Annotated in this window: 14 protein-coding genes; all 14 read left to right on the plus strand. The window is 63.7% G+C overall.

Going from position 1 to position 15,445, the window contains the following annotated elements; translation table 11 throughout:
* The first annotated feature begins 110 nt into the window (after positions 1-110).
* The 14 genes from mutS to ybeY all read left to right on the plus strand — a co-directional run bounded on the left by mutS (position 111) and on the right by ybeY (position 15,416).
* The gene (mutS, locus tag JNE37_RS08180) at positions 111-2,813 is read left to right on the plus strand and encodes a DNA mismatch repair protein MutS (RefSeq protein WP_211200055.1); all 2,703 of its coding nucleotides are present in this window, start codon (positions 111-113) and stop codon (positions 2,811-2,813) included.
* Positions 2,794-5,604: a [protein-PII] uridylyltransferase gene (locus JNE37_RS08185; protein ID WP_203065909.1), complete on the plus strand. Its 2,811-nt coding sequence runs from the start codon at positions 2,794-2,796 to the stop codon at positions 5,602-5,604. Before mutS ends, JNE37_RS08185 begins: the two co-directional genes overlap by 20 nt.
* Positions 5,605-5,608: 4 nt before the next feature.
* Positions 5,609-7,168, plus strand: coding sequence for a murein biosynthesis integral membrane protein MurJ (gene murJ / locus JNE37_RS08190; RefSeq protein WP_203065910.1), 1,560 nt, complete (start codon positions 5,609-5,611; stop codon positions 7,166-7,168).
* 74 nt (positions 7,169-7,242) lie between these two features.
* On the plus strand, positions 7,243-8,274 hold the full coding sequence (gene trpS / locus JNE37_RS08195; RefSeq protein WP_203065911.1) for a tryptophan--tRNA ligase: 1,032 nt from the start codon (positions 7,243-7,245) through the stop codon (positions 8,272-8,274).
* A gap of 66 nt (positions 8,275-8,340) precedes the next feature.
* A complete protein-coding gene (locus tag JNE37_RS08200) occupies positions 8,341-8,814 on the plus strand; it encodes a universal stress protein (protein ID WP_035033783.1) in 474 nt (157 codons plus the stop codon).
* Between the two features lie 164 nt (positions 8,815-8,978).
* Entirely contained in the window at positions 8,979-9,545 is a 567-nt protein-coding gene (locus tag JNE37_RS08205; protein ID WP_035033784.1) for a NifU family protein, read from the plus strand.
* Between the two features lie 56 nt (positions 9,546-9,601).
* On the plus strand, positions 9,602-10,219 hold the full coding sequence (gene tsaB / locus JNE37_RS08210) for a tRNA (adenosine(37)-N6)-threonylcarbamoyltransferase complex dimerization subunit type 1 TsaB (protein WP_203065912.1): 618 nt from the start codon (positions 9,602-9,604) through the stop codon (positions 10,217-10,219).
* Between the two features lie 19 nt (positions 10,220-10,238).
* Positions 10,239-10,718, plus strand: a complete 480-nt coding sequence (gene rimI, locus JNE37_RS08215) for a ribosomal protein S18-alanine N-acetyltransferase (protein WP_052015333.1) — start codon at positions 10,239-10,241, stop codon at positions 10,716-10,718.
* Positions 10,719-10,740: 22 nt separating this feature from the next.
* Positions 10,741-11,175 (plus strand): Fur family transcriptional regulator, encoded by a 435-nt coding sequence (locus tag JNE37_RS08220; RefSeq protein WP_035034088.1) that lies wholly within the window; start codon positions 10,741-10,743, stop codon positions 11,173-11,175.
* On the plus strand, positions 11,172-11,972 hold the full coding sequence (locus JNE37_RS08225) for a lysophospholipid acyltransferase family protein (RefSeq protein WP_052015334.1): 801 nt from the start codon (positions 11,172-11,174) through the stop codon (positions 11,970-11,972). Before JNE37_RS08220 ends, JNE37_RS08225 begins: the two co-directional genes overlap by 4 nt.
* A 70-nt stretch (positions 11,973-12,042) precedes the next feature.
* A complete protein-coding gene (miaB, locus tag JNE37_RS08230) occupies positions 12,043-13,407 on the plus strand; it encodes a tRNA (N6-isopentenyl adenosine(37)-C2)-methylthiotransferase MiaB (RefSeq protein ID WP_203065913.1) in 1,365 nt (454 codons plus the stop codon).
* A 4-nt stretch (positions 13,408-13,411) separates the two neighbouring features.
* On the plus strand, positions 13,412-13,813 hold the full coding sequence (locus JNE37_RS08235) for a DUF4279 domain-containing protein (protein WP_203065914.1): 402 nt from the start codon (positions 13,412-13,414) through the stop codon (positions 13,811-13,813).
* Positions 13,814-13,866: 53 nt separating this feature from the next.
* A complete protein-coding gene (locus JNE37_RS08240; RefSeq protein ID WP_035090153.1) occupies positions 13,867-14,943 on the plus strand; it encodes a PhoH family protein in 1,077 nt (358 codons plus the stop codon).
* 80 nt (positions 14,944-15,023) lie between these two features.
* Positions 15,024-15,416, plus strand: a complete 393-nt coding sequence (gene ybeY, locus JNE37_RS08245) for an rRNA maturation RNase YbeY (RefSeq protein ID WP_343073231.1) — start codon at positions 15,024-15,026, stop codon at positions 15,414-15,416.
* Positions 15,417-15,445 lie beyond the last annotated feature (29 nt).

Raw genomic sequence — 15,445 nt, forward strand, 5'->3', positions numbered from 1 at the left:
CCGCCGGCGCTTCATGCCGGAGATTTTCGGGCAAAACCGGGCCGCAACCGGTTCACTTTGGGGGGTAAGTGCCCTAACTTGCTCCCTTCCTCCGGTTAAATTGCAGTTTCATGGATCAGGCGCCCTTCGATTCCCAGTCCGCCCCCGCCGCGCCCGTGGCGCTGACGCCGATGATGGCGCAGTATTTCGAGATCAAGGCGATCAATCCGGGCTACCTGCTGTTCTACCGCATGGGCGATTTCTACGAGCTCTTCTTCGAGGACGCCGAGATCGCCAGCCAGGCGCTGGGCATCGTGCTGACCAAGCGCGGCAAGCATCTGGGCGAAGACATCCAGATGTGCGGCGTGCCGATCCATGCCGCGCAGGATTACCTCAAAAAACTCATTGCGCTGGGCCATCGCGTTGCCGTCTGCGAGCAGGTGGAAGACCCGGCCGAAGCCAAGAAGCGCGGCTCCAAATCGGTGGTGAAGCGCGACGTCGTGCGGCTCGTGACAGCGGGCACACTGACCGAAGACGACCTGCTGCCGGCGCGCGCCTCCAATTTCCTTGCCGCGCTTTCGATGGTGCGGCACGGGGAAGCGGATTTTGCGCTGGCCTGGGCGGATGTATCGACCGGCGAGACGGCGGTGATCGACCTGCCGGCCAATGTGGTCGCAGACGAGTTGGCGCGCATCGATCCAGTCGAACTGCTGGCGAGCGAAGCTACGCGCATGGCGCTGGCGGAAAACCATGTGATCTTGCCCGCGGGGCTGCTGGTCAAGGTCGACCCCGATCTCTTCGACAGCGAGAAGGCGGCCGAGCGGATCGTTGGCGCCTTTGGTGCGGAGGTGGTCGACCCTAGCGCCTATTCGCGACCGTCGCGAGCAGCGCTGGGCGCGCTGCTTGCCTATGTGCTCGACAGCCAGAAGGGCACGGCACTGGCGCTGCGGGCACCGACGGCCGAGCGGGTGGCGGGGCATATGGCCATCGACCAGGCCACGCGCTCCTCGCTGGAGTTGCTCGAAACCCAGCGCGGCGGGCGGAAAGGTTCGCTGCTCAACGAGATCGACCTCTGCGTCACCCCGCCCGGCTCGCGCCTATTGGCGCGGCGGCTGGCGGCGCCGCTTTGCGACCCGACGGCCGTCAATGCGCGGCTCGATTGTGTCACGGCCCTGCTCGACCAGCCTGTGCTCAACGAGCGGCTGCGCACGGGGCTCAAATCGGTGCCGGACATTACCCGGGCGCTGACACGGCTCGCGCTCGATCGTGGCGGGCCGCGCGATCTCAATGCGATCGGCGCGGCCATCGGCCAGGCGGGCGACCTTGCGGCACGGCTGGGGCAGATGGGCGAAGCGCCCCAGGGGCTGGTCGCCATCGGCAGGGCGCTCAACGAAGCGCCACAGGCGCTGGCGGCCGAGTTGCGATCGGCGATCGACGAAGAGCCGCCGCTGCTGGCACGCGATGGCGGCTTCGTGCGGCGCGGCTATGACAACGCGCTCGATGCCGAGCGCGCTTTGGCTTCGGAGACCCGCGAGGTGGTGGCGGCGCTGCAGGCGCGGCTCATCGAGGAGACCGAGGTCAAGAGCCTCAAAATCCGCCATAACGGCGTGCTCGGCTATTTCGTGGAAGTGCCGGCGGCCCATGGCGGGCGACTTTTGGAAGATCCGCACCGCGAACAGTTCATCCATCGCCAGACGCTGGCCAATGCCATGCGCTTCACTACGGGAGAGCTGGCCGACCTAGAGGGGCGGATCGCCCGGGCACACGAGGCCTCGCTCGAGATCGAGGCGCGCATTTTCGACCGGCTGCGCGAAAGCGTTCTGGCCAATACCGATCTCCTGCGCGCAACGGCAGATGCGCTTGCCGAGCTCGATGTGCATGCAGCTCTGGCGCATCTGGCGGCGACGCGTAACTTTTCGCGCCCGCAGATCGATAATTCGCTGGCCTTCCGCATCGAGGCAGGCCGACATCCGGTGGTCGAAGCCATGGTGGCCGCGGATGGAAACGCCTTCGTCGCCAACGAAGCTGATCTTTCGGGCACCGAGGCGCAGGGCGGCGGCAAGCTCTGGCTGGTGACCGGGCCCAATATGGGCGGCAAGTCGACCTTCCTGCGACAAAATGCCCTCATCGCCATTCTCGCCCAGACCGGCAGCTACGTACCGGCGGCGCTGGCGCATATCGGGGTCGTGGATCGTGTCTTTTCGCGCGTCGGCGCTTCCGACGACATCGCGCATGGCCGCTCGACCTTCATGGTCGAGATGGTCGAGACGGCGGCGATCCTCAACCGCGCCACGCGCCGCTCGCTGGTGATCCTCGACGAGATCGGGCGTGGCACCGCGACTTTCGATGGCCTGTCAATCGCTTGGGCTACGGTCGAGGCGCTGCACGAGACGGCCGGGTGTCGCGCACTCTTTGCTACGCACTTCCACGAATTAACCGCGCTTTCAAAGACGCTCTCTAGAGTCTCGAACCACACCATGAAGGTTCGGGAATGGGAGGGGGACGTCGTGTTCCTGCACGAAGTCGCCGAAGGAGCAGCCGACCGTTCCTATGGCATCCAGGTCGCCAAGCTGGCAGGGCTGCCCGAGCCGGTGTTGCGTCGCGCCCGGCAAGTGCTTACTCTGCTTGAGGCACGTTCTTCCGGAGCCCCGACATTAGTACTGGACGATCTGCCCCTGTTTGCACACCAGCCGCCCCAACAGATGCCAGCGGCCAGCGCTGACCCCCTCAATGACATGCTCGACCAGCTTCGACCCGACGAACTGACGCCGCGACAGGCCATCGACATTCTCTACGAGTTCAAGAAAATCCGCGATGCCGCTCGCCGAAGCTGAATCTCGACCGCGAAAACCGCTCTTTGCCGCCAAGGCGGCAGACGTATTGATCGCCGAGCTCGACAGGGAAGTCGGCGATCTCTCGCCCAAGTCGCGCGAGGCCCGTGCGCTGGTGCTGGCGCATCTGCGCAAATCCCTGGCCGAGGCGCGCCAGAGCGCCGAGGCGGAACTGCGGGCGAGCGGGAAGGGATTGCGCTGCGCGCAGAACCTCGCCGCCGCCGAAGACGAGATCATCCGCGCCATCCACGGCTATGCCATCACCCGGGTCTATCCGGTGGACAATCCCTCGGGAGCCGAGAATATCGCGCTGGCCGCCGTAGGCGGCTATGGTCGCGGCACGCTGGCACCGGGCTCGGACATCGACCTGCTTTTCATCCTGCCCTACAAGCAGACGCCCTGGGGCGAGCAGGTTACCGAATATATCCTCTACATGCTCTGGGACCTGGGCCAGAAGGTCGGTCACGCCGTCCGCTCCGTGGATGAGTGCATCCGCATGGCGCGCTCGGACATGACGGTGCGTACGGCGACGCTCGAAGCCCGCTATCTCACCGGCGACCGGCCGCTTTTCGATACGCTGGTCAAGCGGTTCGAGACCGAGATCATGCCCAAGACGGGGCCCGAATTCATCGCCGCCAAGATGGCCGAACGTGATGAGCGGCACCACCAGATGGGCAATACGCGCTACGTCGTCGAGCCCAATATCAAGGACGGAAAGGGGGGCCTGCGGGACCTCAACACGCTTTTCTGGATCGGCAAGTATTTTTACCAGGTCAAGACGGCCGAGGAGCTGGTCGGAAAGGGCGTGTTTTCGGCCGAGGAATACCGGCAGTTCCAGCGCGCCGAAGACTTTTTGTGGGCGGTGCGCTGCAACCTGCATTTCCTCACCGGGCGCGCCGATGAGAAACTGACTTTCGACGTACAGCCGGAACTGGCGGCGAGGCTCGGCTATACCGACCGGGTCGGCATGCTCGGGGTCGAGCGCTTCATGAAGCGCTACTTCCTCGTGGCCAAGGATGTGGGCGACCTGACGCGCATCTTCTGCGCCAGCCTCGAATTCAACCACGTCAAGGACATGGACCTCGTGGGGCGCGTCCTGGCGCCGTTCCGCTCGGGCAAGCAGAAGATCAAGGGCGAGCCGGATTTCATCATCGATACCGGCCGGCTCAATATCGCGGCGCCTGATGTGTTTTCGAAGGACCCGGTCAACCTCATCCGCATGTTCCTCGTGGCGGGGCGGCACGAATTGCTGTTCCACCCCGATGCGATCAAGGAAATCCGGCGGTCGCTGCGACTCATCGACGGCGAGCTGCGCGCCAATGCCAAGGCCAATGGCTGCTTTCTCGACATCCTGACCTCGCCGCTTTCGGTCGAGCGCATCCTGCGGCAGATGAACGAGAGCGGGGTATTGGGCAAGTTCGTGCCCGATTTCGGCAAGATCGTCGCCCTGATGCAGTTCAACATGTACCACCATTACACGGTGGACGAGCACCTGATCCGCGCCGTGGGCGTCATGGCACAGATTGCCAATGGCGGCCTGCGCGACGAGCTGCCGCTGACCCACGAATTGCTGCCGCATCTCAACGATACGCGGCTGCTTTACGTGGCGCTTTTCCTCCACGACATCGCCAAGGGGCGGCCGGAAGACCATTCCACCGCCGGCGCTCGCATCGCGCGAAAATTCTGTCCGCGGTTGGGACTGTCGCCCGCCGAAACCGAGACCGTGGCCTGGCTGGTGCAGCATCACCTGGTGATGAGCGAAGTCGCCCAATCGCGCGACATCCAGGATCCCGAAACGGCCAAGGCCTTTTCGGAAGTCGTGCAGTCGCCGCAACGACTGGCGCTGCTCATGATCCTGACCGCCTGCGATATCCGGGCGGTCGGTCCGGGCGTCTGGTCGGGCTGGAAAGGTTCGCTCCTCCGCGCGCTATACTACGCGACCGAGCCGCTGCTCTCGGGTGGGCATTCGCAGGTTTCCCAGGAACATCGCGTAGCCGAGGCCAAGCATGCACTGGCCGCCGCGCTCACCTCCTGGCCGGCCGAGGATGTCGAGGCCTATGTGGCCCGGCACTACAACCATTACTGGCTGCGCGCGGAGCCCGAGCTCCAGATCGAGCATGCCAAGATGATCCGCGCGGCCGACGGGGCGGGCGAACCCTTTGCCGGCTCGATCCGCATCAAGGCCTTCGAGGGCATCACCGAGATTTCCTTCTACATGCCCGACCATCCGCGGCTGCTCTCGCTGATCGCCGGGGCCTGCACGATGAGCGAAGCTTCGATCATCGGTGCGCAGGTGTTTTCGACGCGCGACGGTCGCGCCATCGATACGTTCAGGCTGCGGCGGGCCTTTACCTCCGACGAAGACGAGAAGGTGCGGGCCACCAGGATCATCGAGACAACCAAGCAATTGCTGCAGGGCAAACGGCAGATCCTCATCGACCTGGGCAAGGAAAGCCGCCACAACCGACGTCTCAAGCCGTTCTCGGTGCCGGCGGAGGTACTGGTATCCAATGCGCTTTCGGAGAAATTCACCGTCATCGAATTGTCCGGGCTCGACCGGACGGGCCTGCTGCACGATCTGACTCGCGAGATTTCGGACCTCAACCTCACCATCGGCTCGGCCCATATCGGCACCTATGGCGAGAAGGCGGTAGACGTCTTCTATGTGACGGACCTCACGGGCCACAAAATCGATTCCAAGGCGCGGCAGAACAAGATACGCGACCGGCTGCTGACGGTTTTCCACCCCAAGCCTGCCGAGGAACGCCGGCAGCAGCTCATGGCGAACGGCTAACGCGGTGAGCCTTTACCGTAATTTCCTGAGCGTCGGCGGATGGACGGTCGGCAGTCGCGTGCTCGGCTTCGTGCGCGACGCGCTGGTGGCGGCGGTGCTGGGCACCGGCTTTGCCGCCGACGCCTATGTCGCCGCCTTCCGCTTTCCGAACCTTTTCCGACGGCTTTTTGCCGAGGGCGCGTTCAACACCGCCTTTATCCCTCTCTTTGCCAAGTCGCTTGAGCAGGAGGGCGAAGACCCCGCCCGCGCATGGGCCTCACGCATCATTTCCTGGTTGGTCGTGGTGGTGACGGCGGTCACCATCCTCGTCGAAATCTTCATGCCGTGGATCTTGGTCCCCTTCGTGCCGGGCTTCCTCGACGATCCGCAAAAGTTCGACCTCACGGTGCTGCTGACGCGGATCTGCTTCCCGTATCTCATGTGCATGTCGCTGATGGCCGCCTACGCAGCCATCCTCAACGCGCTCAACCGCTTCACGGCGGCGGCGTTTGCGCCGGTATTGCTCAACATCGTCATGATCGTCTTCATGGCGCCGCTCATCATCGGGGCCCCCAAGACCGATGTCGAAACGGCGATCTGGGTGTCGATCGGTACGCTCGCCGGTGGTGTTGCCCAGCTCGCCTTCGTCTATGCGGCGATCCGGCGGGCGAAGTTCGTGCCCAAATTCGTCTGGCCGAAATTCGATAGCGAGGTGAAGCGGTTCTGGATTCGCGCGGTGCCGGCGATCATTGCCGGGGGCATCACGCAGGTGAACCTCTTCGTGGGCACCATCATCGCCTCGGGCGCCCCCAGCGCCATGGCGCTGATCTATTATGCCGACCGGCTCTACCAGCTGCCTCTGGGCATTATCGGCATCGCCATAGGTACGGTGCTGCTGCCCGAGCTGTCGCGGCACCTGGCCGGCAAACGCTTCAAGGAAGCCGAAGCTTCCCAGACGCAGGCGTTGCTGATTTCGATGCTGCTGTCGATGCCGGCAGCGACGGCGCTGATCGCCTTGGCGCAGCCGATCGTGCAGGTGCTGTTCGAACGCGGTGAATTCACCCATGCGGCCACGATCGAGACCGCCAAGGTGCTGATCTGGTTCGCGGCAGGACTGCCGGCTTATGTATTGATCCGCGTGCTGCAACCGGGCTTTTTCGCGCGCGAGGATACGGTGACGCCGACGATCTTCGCGGGTATTTCGGTAGTGGTGAACATCGTGCTCTCGCTGCTGCTTTTCCCGAGTCTCCAGCATGTCGGCATCGGCATTGCGACCTCGGCAGCGGCCTGGGTCAATACGCTCCTCTTGGGCTTCTTCCTCTATCGGCGCAGCCATTTCGTGCTGCCGGCCGCCGAGTGGCGGCGCCATGCGGTGATCGTGGCGATTTCTGCCCTGATGGCTGGTGTGCTCTATGGGCTTGCGGTGCTGATGGCGCCGCTCTTTGCCGCCAATATCCTGGTGCAGCTCGTTGCGCTCGGTTTCCTTGTCGGGTTCGGCATGGCGCTTTATTTCGCGCTCGTGCACGTGACCCGCGTACAGCCGCTGGGCGTATTGCTCAAGCGGTTGCGGCGTCGACCGGCCTGATCCATCCCCTTGCGCTTTCCAGCCGCTTTTTGCGATAAGCCCATCCGTCCGCTTCCATAACGAGACTCTTGAGAATGGCCTTCACCCAGCGCGTGTTTTCCGGCATCCAGCCTTCGGGCGACCTGCACCTCGGCAATTATCTTGGCGCCATCCGCCGCTTCGTGCCTCTGCAGGACCAGTACGACTGCATCTATTGCGTGGTCGACATGCATGCCATCACCGTCTGGCAGGAGCCGAACGACCTTCGCCGCGCCACGCGCGAAGTCGCAGCCGCCTATATCGCTGCGGGAATCGATCCCAAGAAGGCCATCGTCTTCAACCAGAGCCAGGTGATGCAGCACGCCGAGCTCGCCTGGGTGTTCAACTGCATCGCCCGCATCGGGTGGATGTATCGGATGACCCAGTTCAAGGACAAAGCCGGCAAGAACTCGGAAAACGTCTCGCTGGGCCTCCTCGCCTATCCTTCGCTGATGGCGGCCGACATCCTGCTCTACAAGGCCACGCACGTGCCGGTCGGCGACGACCAGAAGCAGCATCTCGAACTCACGCGCGACATCGCCCAGAAATTCAACAACGATTACAGCGCCTCGATCAAGGAACAGGGGCTGGACCCCGAATTCTTCCCGACCACCGAGCCGATGATCGCCGGTCCCGCCACACGCATCATGTCGCTGCGCGACGGCACCAAGAAGATGAGCAAGTCGGACCCGTCCGACCAGTCGCGCATCTCGCTGCTCGACGATGCCGACGGCATCGCCAAGAAGATCAAGCGCGCGACGACCGATCCCGAACCGCTGCCGAGCGAGGTCGAGGGCCTCAAAGGGCGCGCCGAGGCCGACAACCTCGTGGGCATCTATGCCGCGCTCTCGGACAAGTCCAAGGCCGAGGTGCTGGCGCAGTTCGGCGGGCAGGGCTGGGGCGTTTTCAAGCCGGCCCTGGCCGAGCTGGCCGTCTCCGTCCTCGGCCCGGTTTCCGGCGAGATGAAGCGGCTGGTGAACGATCCGGCGACGATCGACGGTATCCTGCGCGACGGCGCCAATCGGGCCCGCGCCATTGCCGAAGATACGATGCGCGAAGTGCGCAACATCGTCGGTTTCATCCGCTGACCTTGCGGGACGACCGGCGGAATGAAATTATGAACGCATCCGACGGACAACGACGGGGGCGGCGTCTTGGCTGAAATAGATGGCGAATACCGGCGCAAATTCCTCGTTTTCATCGACGATAGCGAGGAATGCGACCGGGCGGTGACCTTTGCGGCCTATCGCACGCGCAGGACCGGCGGCACCGTGGTGCTGATGTCTGTGCTCGAACCCCCGGGCTTCAAGGGGCTGGGCGTGGAGGACGTGCTTCGTGCCGAGGCGCTCGAAGAGGCCGAGCAGAACCTCTCCAAGCGCCTGCGGCGCATTGCCGAGATCGGCGCGATCAAGACCGAAACGGTGATCCGCGAAGGCCGGCCGGCCGACCAGATCGAGGCGGTGATCCAGCAGGATCCGGGCATTGCGATTCTGGTGCTGGCGGCGGCGACGAATGCCGAGGGGCCGAATGCGCTCATCGCGCACTTTGCCGGCAATAGCCGGCTGCACGTGCTGGTGACAGTGGTGCCGGGCTCGATGAGCGACGAGGAAATCGTCGCGGTCAGCTAGTGCTGACTGCAGTATCCGTGGCTTACTGGGCATGGCCGCCGGACGGCCCCTCCATGCGTCCGGTGCATTGGACAAGGCCGGGGCTTCAAAATACCTTGCGCAACGCCTTGGGCGACTCTATTTTAGAAGCGTTCTAAAGGTACTTTTGCGCAGGGACCGACGCCATGTTCATCCAGACCGAAGCCACCCCGAATCCGGCAACTCTCAAGTTCCTGCCCGGGCGCGACGTGCTGGCAGGCGAGCCGCGCGATTTCCGGACGGCCGAAACGGCCGCCATTTCCCCGCTCGCGACCTCGCTCTTCGAAGTGCCGGGCGTGACCGGCGTCTTCCTCGGCTCGGACTTTGTGGCCGTGTCCAAGGACGAGACAAACTGGGCCCATATCAAGCCGGCGATTCTCGGCGTGATCATGGAGCACTTCCTTTCCGGCAAGCCGGTGATCGCCGACAACGAAACGGCGGAAAGCGCAGTCGAGGGGGGCGACGAGTTCTTCGACGAGGCCGATAGCGAGACCGTGGAAGTCATCAAGGAATTGCTGGCGACCCGCGTGCGTCCCGCGGTTGCCATGGATGGCGGAGACATCACCTTCAAGGGTTTCCGTGACGGCACGGTATTCCTGCATATGCAGGGCGCCTGCTCCGGCTGCCCGTCATCGACGGCGACGTTGCGCAACGGCATCGAAAACCTGCTGCGCCACTTCGTGCCGGGTGTCGAACAGGTCGCGCAGGTCTAGTTCGAGCGAACTGGGCCCACCTCGACTTTGACGTTGGGCGAGATTATCTCTCCCCCATGACCAAGAACGCCCCTGCCCTCCTTGCGATCGATACGGCCGCGCCGCGCCTGCAACTGGCGCTGCTTGCGGGCGATGCCTGCGATACGAGCATCGACGAGATCGCCCAGGGGCATGCCGAAATCCTCTTCGACCGCATCGATAAACTGCTGGCCCGGAATGGGGTCGCCTATGGCGATCTCGACCGCATTGCGGTGACGACGGGTCCGGGCTCGTTTACGGGCCTGCGCATCGGGCTTTCGGCAGCGCGCGGACTGGGCCTGGCGCTCAAGGTGCCGGTCGTTGGCGTGCCGAGCCTTATGGGTATTTCGCTGGCAGCGGAATGCCGCCCCGTCGCGGTGCTGCTCGATGCCCGACGTGGAGAGGCTTATTTCCAGCTCTTTTCGGGGCCAGGGATCGGAGCGGACGAAGCCGCGATCCTGCCGATGGACGCGGCACGGTCGCGGATTCCGGCAGGAGCCGAAATCATCGCATCGCCCTTTGTCGATATCGCCAGGGTGGCGCGGCTTGCCGCCGGGCTCGATCCTGCATCCTATCCGCCCGAAGCCGCCTATATCCGCGACGCCGATGCCAAGCCGCAGGAAAAGGCGCGCGTGGCCCGCGTGCAGACCCCGTGATTCACGTGAAACCGCAGCCATGATGAAACTCTGGATGGCCCCAGGCGGGCTGCATATCGAGCCGGGCCAGATCGAGGACGCCGAGGCGATGGCCAGGCTCCATGCCGGCGGCTTCTACCGCGGCTGGCCGCGCGAGGACTTTTCGGCCTATCTCATCGAGGCGAATACGCCGGTGCTGGTGGCATGCGATGCCAAGCGCCGGATGGCGGGCTTTGCCATGCTGCGGCTGGCAGGCGACGAGGTGGAGCTGCTGACCATTGTCGTCGACAAGAAATGGCGCGGCAAAGGCGTGGGCGCGGCCCTGCTCAAGGCAGCGTTCGAGGACCTGATGATGTCGCCGGCGCGCAAGATGTTTCTCGAGGTGGATGCCGGGAACGCGGCGGCCATCAAGCTTTACCGCCGCCACGGCTTTGCGGAGATCGGCACGCGAAAGGGCTATTATCCACGGCCCGACGGCAGCGCGGCCACTGCCCTTGTCATGGCGCGCGATCTTGGATAACCCCGAGCGAAAGGGGCCGATGATGAACACACCCAATGCCGCAACTCTGGAAGAGCAGTGCGCTGCCCGCGGCATGCGCATGACCGACCAGCGCCGGGTCATCGCGCAGGTGATCGAGCAGAGCGACGACCATCCGGACGTCGAGGAACTCTACAACCGCGCCTCCAAGATCGATCCGAGGATCTCGCTCTCGACCGTCTACCGCACGGTCAACCTCTTCGAGGAAGCGGGCCTTGTCACCAAGCACGATTTCAAGGATGGACGTGCCCGGTTCGAACTCATTCCGGACGAGCACCACGACCACCTGATCGACATCCGCTCCGGGAAGGTCATCGAGTTCCGCAATGAGGAAATCGAGGCCATCCAGGACGTGATCGCCAAGCGCCTGGGCTACAAGCTGGTGGACCATCGGCTCGAACTCTACGCGGTGCCGCTCGAGAAAGGCCCCAAGAAGTGATCTTCCGCAGTCTCTTCTTCATCTTCGTCTACATACCCGTGATGCTGGTGGGCATTCCCGGCCAATGGATCATCACCAAGCTCGGGCTCGACTGGAATTTCCTGCCACGGCTTTTTCACAAGACCGGCTGCGTGTTCCTGGGCCTCAAGGTGACGGTGGTTGGCAAGCCCGAGACGGGAAAGCCGACGCTGCTGGTCTCCAATCACATTTCCTGGACCGACATCATCGCTATCGGCTCGGTGGCCGACGTGACGTTCGTGGCCAAGAGCGAAATCCGCGACTGGCCGTTCGTAGGCTTCATGGCCTCGCTGCAGCGCACGCTTTATGTCGATCGCAAGCGACGGAGCGACGCGGGCCGCGCCAGCCGGGAAATGGGCGCACATCTGGCCAAAGGCTCGGCGGTGCTGCTCTTTGCGGAGGGACAGTCGGACATCGGCACGCATGTGCTGCCGTTCCGCTCGGCGCTGATCGGGGCGGCGCAGCACGCCATGGCCGAGGCAGGGGCTACCGACGTCTATATCCAGCCGCTGACCGTCGCCTATACGCGGCTCCAGGGCCTGCCGGTCTCGCGCAACGAGCGCTCGTTCATCGCCTGGATCAAGTCCAAGTCGGTCAAGCAGAATATCCGCGAAATCCTCTCGGGCCCGACCAAGGATGTGACCCTGGCTTTCGGCGTGCCGCGCCAGATCTCGGCGACCGACGACCGCAAGGCCATCGCCAAGGCGGCGGAGGGCGACGTGCGGCGCATGCTGGTGGCACTCAATCGCGGGCTCCCCCTGCCGGCAGTGGCGGACTGACGCGTGGTGGGGTGCTGCGGCACCCCTTCCCATTGGCGCGGTCGGTCATTTCCTGCTAAGACGCCGCCCCATGACAAGCCCAGCGCCCAAAAAGCTCTTCATCAAGACCTATGGTTGCCAGATGAACGTGTACGACAGCGACCGCATGGCGGATGCGCTGGCGCCGCACGGCTATGTGCCGACCAATGAGCTGGAAGGGGCGGACCTGGTGGTGCTCAACACCTGCCATATCCGCGAAAAGGCCTCCGAGAAGGTGTTTTCCGAGCTCGGACGCCTCAAGGAGCTGCGCGACGAGCGCCGGGCGGCCGGCGAAGACATGATGATCGGCGTTGCCGGCTGCGTGGCGCAGGCGGAGGGCGAAGAAATCATCCGCCGCTCGCCGGCCGTGGACCTCGTCTTCGGGCCGCAATCCTACCATCGCCTGCCGGACCTCGTGACCAGGGCGCTCAACGGACAGGTCATCGACACCGAATTCCCGCCCGAGGACAAGTTCGAGCACCTGCCGGCAGCCAAGAAGGAAGTCACGATTTCGCGCGGGCTAACCGCCTTCCTCACCGTGCAGGAAGGTTGCGACAAGTTCTGCTCGTTCTGCGTCGTGCCCTATACGCGCGGCGCCGAGGTGTCGCGCCCCGTGAGCCAGGTGCTGGCCGAGGCGAGGAACCTCGTCGAAGCCGGCGTCAAGGAACTGACGCTGCTGGGCCAGAACGTCAATGCCTATCACGGCCTGACCGAATCCGGGCGGGCCATGGGCCTGGGCGAACTGCTCTACAAGCTCGCCGAAATCCCTGGGCTCGAACGCCTGCGCTATACGACCAGCCATCCGCGGGACATGGACGACGCGTTGATCGAGGCGCATCGCGACCTCGACAAACTCATGCCGTATCTCCACCTGCCGGTGCAGTCGGGCTCCGATCGCATCCTCAAGGCCATGAACCGCCGGCACAATCGCGACGAATACCTGCGCCTGATCGAGCGCATCAAGGCGGCGCGACCGGACCTGGCGCTTTCGGGTGATTTCATCGTCGGCTTCCCCGGCGAGACGGACGAGGATTTCGAGGCGACGCTCGCCATCATCCGCGAGGCGGAATATGCCTCCGCCTTCTCGTTCAAATATTCGACGCGCCCCGGCACGCCGGGAGCCGCGATGGACAACCAGGTAGCCGAAGAGGTCAAGACCGAACGACTGGCGCGGCTCCAGGCACTCGTCACCGAGCAGCAGCGCGCCTTCAATCGATCATGCGTGGGGCGCACTCTCCCAGTCCTCATCGAGCGAATCGGCCGACAAGCCGGACAGGTGGGCGGACGTTCGCCCTACCTTCAAGCCGTACATCTGAACGGCGCCGTGGAGATGATCGGGGGCGTCCGACAAGTGGAAATTATCAATGTCGGCCCCAATTCGCTGGTTGGCAGGCTGGTGGCACAGGCGGCCGCTTGACCACATGGCGGAGCTTCGCGAAACCTACGTCTCACTTCGTTTTTTCGGTGACACGCTGGAACCGCAAGAGATCACCGCGATTTTGGGCATCGAGCCCTCAAGGGCGTATCGGAAGGGCGATCCGTGGAGCACTGATGAAAACCGGCGCTATCGCCGGACGGGGGCCTGGCTCTACAGAGTCCCGCGCGCGGAGCCCGGTGATCTTGTTAGACAGCTTCATGACCTTTTGAATGCCTCGACCGCAAATACTGACCAATGGGTCAGATTGACCAACCGCTATCACGGCGACATTTTCTGCGGTCTCTTCATGGTCGAGACGAATGAAGGCGTAGAAATTTCGCCATTATTGTTGGAGGCGATAGCCAGCCGCGGGCTAAGGCTCTCGCTTGACGTCTATGCACCGTAGCGGTGTCACAATTTATCTACAGACATCGAACCCAAATCATCCTAGCCTCGTTTATGTCCGGGCGCGCCATACGCGCTACGACTCCCAGGAGCCACACCAGGTTGAGCAGGCACTTGTCACCGACCGCCGACAACGCACTCGCATCGCAACTCGAACTCGCTTTTGAAGACAATCGGCTCGTTTCCCAGCTTTATGGGGAATTCGACCAGAATCTTGCGCTCATAGAACAACGACTTGCCGTGCAGGCGACACCACGCGGCAATCACGTCATGCTCAAGGGCGCGGTCTCTTCCGTCGACCAGGCGCGGCGCGTGCTTGAGTCGCTCTATGCCACGCTCGAAGAAGGGCGGCCCGTCGAAATCGCCGATGTCGATGGCGTCATCCGCATGATCGAGACAGAGGACAGCCAGCTCACGCTTCCCACCATGGAGAAGAAGGGCAAGGTGCGCATGGCCCAGATCGCCACGCGCAAGGCGACGATCATTGCCCGCACCCCGGCGCAGGATGCCTATATCCGCGCGATGGACCGGGCCGAACTGGTGTTCGGCGTGGGCCCGGCCGGTACCGGCAAGACCTATCTGGCCGTGGCGCACGCGGCGAGCCTGCTCGAGCGCGGCGACATCAACCGCATCATCCTTTCCCGCCCGGCCGTCGAGGCTGGCGAGCGTCTCGGGTTCCTGCCCGGCGACATGAAGGAAAAGGTCGATCCCTATCTACGCCCGCTCTATGACGCGCTCTACGACATGATGCGCCCCGAGCATGTGGAGCGCTGCATCACGTCCGGCGTCATCGAAGTGGCGCCGCTGGCTTTCATGCGTGGCCGTACGCTGGCCAATGCCGTGGTCATTCTCGATGAAGCGCAGAACACCACGTCCATGCAGATGAAGATGTTCCTGACGCGCCTTGGCGAGAATTCCAAGATGATCGTCACGGGCGACCCGACCCAGATCGACCTCCCGCGCGGCGAACGCTCAGGGCTGGTCGAGGCGCTCAACCTGCTCGACGGGGTCGAGGGCGTGCATATTTCCCGGTTCGGCGACCGCGACGTCGTCCGCCACGCCCTTGTGGCCCGGATCGTGCGGGCCTATGAGGCCGCCGGCGCCAGGAAGACCGAAAGCAACAGCAACTGACCAAATACCCGCTCGAAATCGCCATTTCCCGCAATGCCGACGGCTGGCCGGATGAACTCGACGCCGTAGCCGAACGTGCAGTGCTCGAAGCACTCAAGCAGTCCAAGGCCAAGGTCAAGGGCGCGGCCGAGATATCGATCCTGCTCACCGACGATGCCGAGCAACAGGTGCTCAACCGCGACTGGCGAGGCAAGGATGCGCCGACCAACGTGCTCTCCTTCCCGCAGATCGAGCCTTTCGATCCGGTGGTCGGCATTCTCGGCGACATAATTCTTGCGCGCGAGACGCTGGAGCGCGAAGCTATTGAGCAGGGTACGAGCTTCGAGCATCATTTCACCCACTTGATCGTGCATGGTTTCCTGCACATTCTGGGTTATGATCACATCGAGGACGACGAAGCCCTTGAGATGGAAGGGCTCGAGACCCAGATATTGGCGTCTCTAGGCGTGCCCGATCCCTATGCCGAAGACTGACCCGCCTCACCAAGAGAAGAAGGACCGCC

Origin of the sequence: Paradevosia shaoguanensis (genome assembly GCF_016801025.1) — a bacterium.
Classification (GTDB): domain Bacteria; phylum Pseudomonadota; class Alphaproteobacteria; order Rhizobiales; family Devosiaceae; genus Paradevosia; species Paradevosia shaoguanensis.

Bases quoted from the DNA above. Each gene is read 5' to 3' on its own strand.
- mutS (WP_211200055.1), top strand. From the start codon at position 111: ATGGATCAGGCGCCCTTCGATTCCCAGTCCGCCCCCGCCGCGCCCGTG.
- JNE37_RS08185 (WP_203065909.1), top strand. From the start codon at position 2,794: ATGCCGCTCGCCGAAGCTGAATCTCGACCGCGAAAACCGCTCTTTGCC.
- trpS (WP_203065911.1), top strand. From the start codon at position 7,243: ATGGCCTTCACCCAGCGCGTGTTTTCCGGCATCCAGCCTTCGGGCGAC.
- JNE37_RS08205 (WP_035033784.1), top strand. From the start codon at position 8,979: ATGTTCATCCAGACCGAAGCCACCCCGAATCCGGCAACTCTCAAGTTC.
- tsaB (WP_203065912.1), top strand. From the start codon at position 9,602: ATGACCAAGAACGCCCCTGCCCTCCTTGCGATCGATACGGCCGCGCCG.
- rimI (WP_052015333.1), top strand. From the start codon at position 10,239: ATGATGAAACTCTGGATGGCCCCAGGCGGGCTGCATATCGAGCCGGGC.
- JNE37_RS08220 (WP_035034088.1), top strand. From the start codon at position 10,741: ATGAACACACCCAATGCCGCAACTCTGGAAGAGCAGTGCGCTGCCCGC.
- miaB (WP_203065913.1), top strand. From the start codon at position 12,043: ATGACAAGCCCAGCGCCCAAAAAGCTCTTCATCAAGACCTATGGTTGC.
- JNE37_RS08235 (WP_203065914.1), top strand. From the start codon at position 13,412: ATGGCGGAGCTTCGCGAAACCTACGTCTCACTTCGTTTTTTCGGTGAC.
- JNE37_RS08240 (WP_035090153.1), top strand. From the start codon at position 13,867: ATGTCCGGGCGCGCCATACGCGCTACGACTCCCAGGAGCCACACCAGG.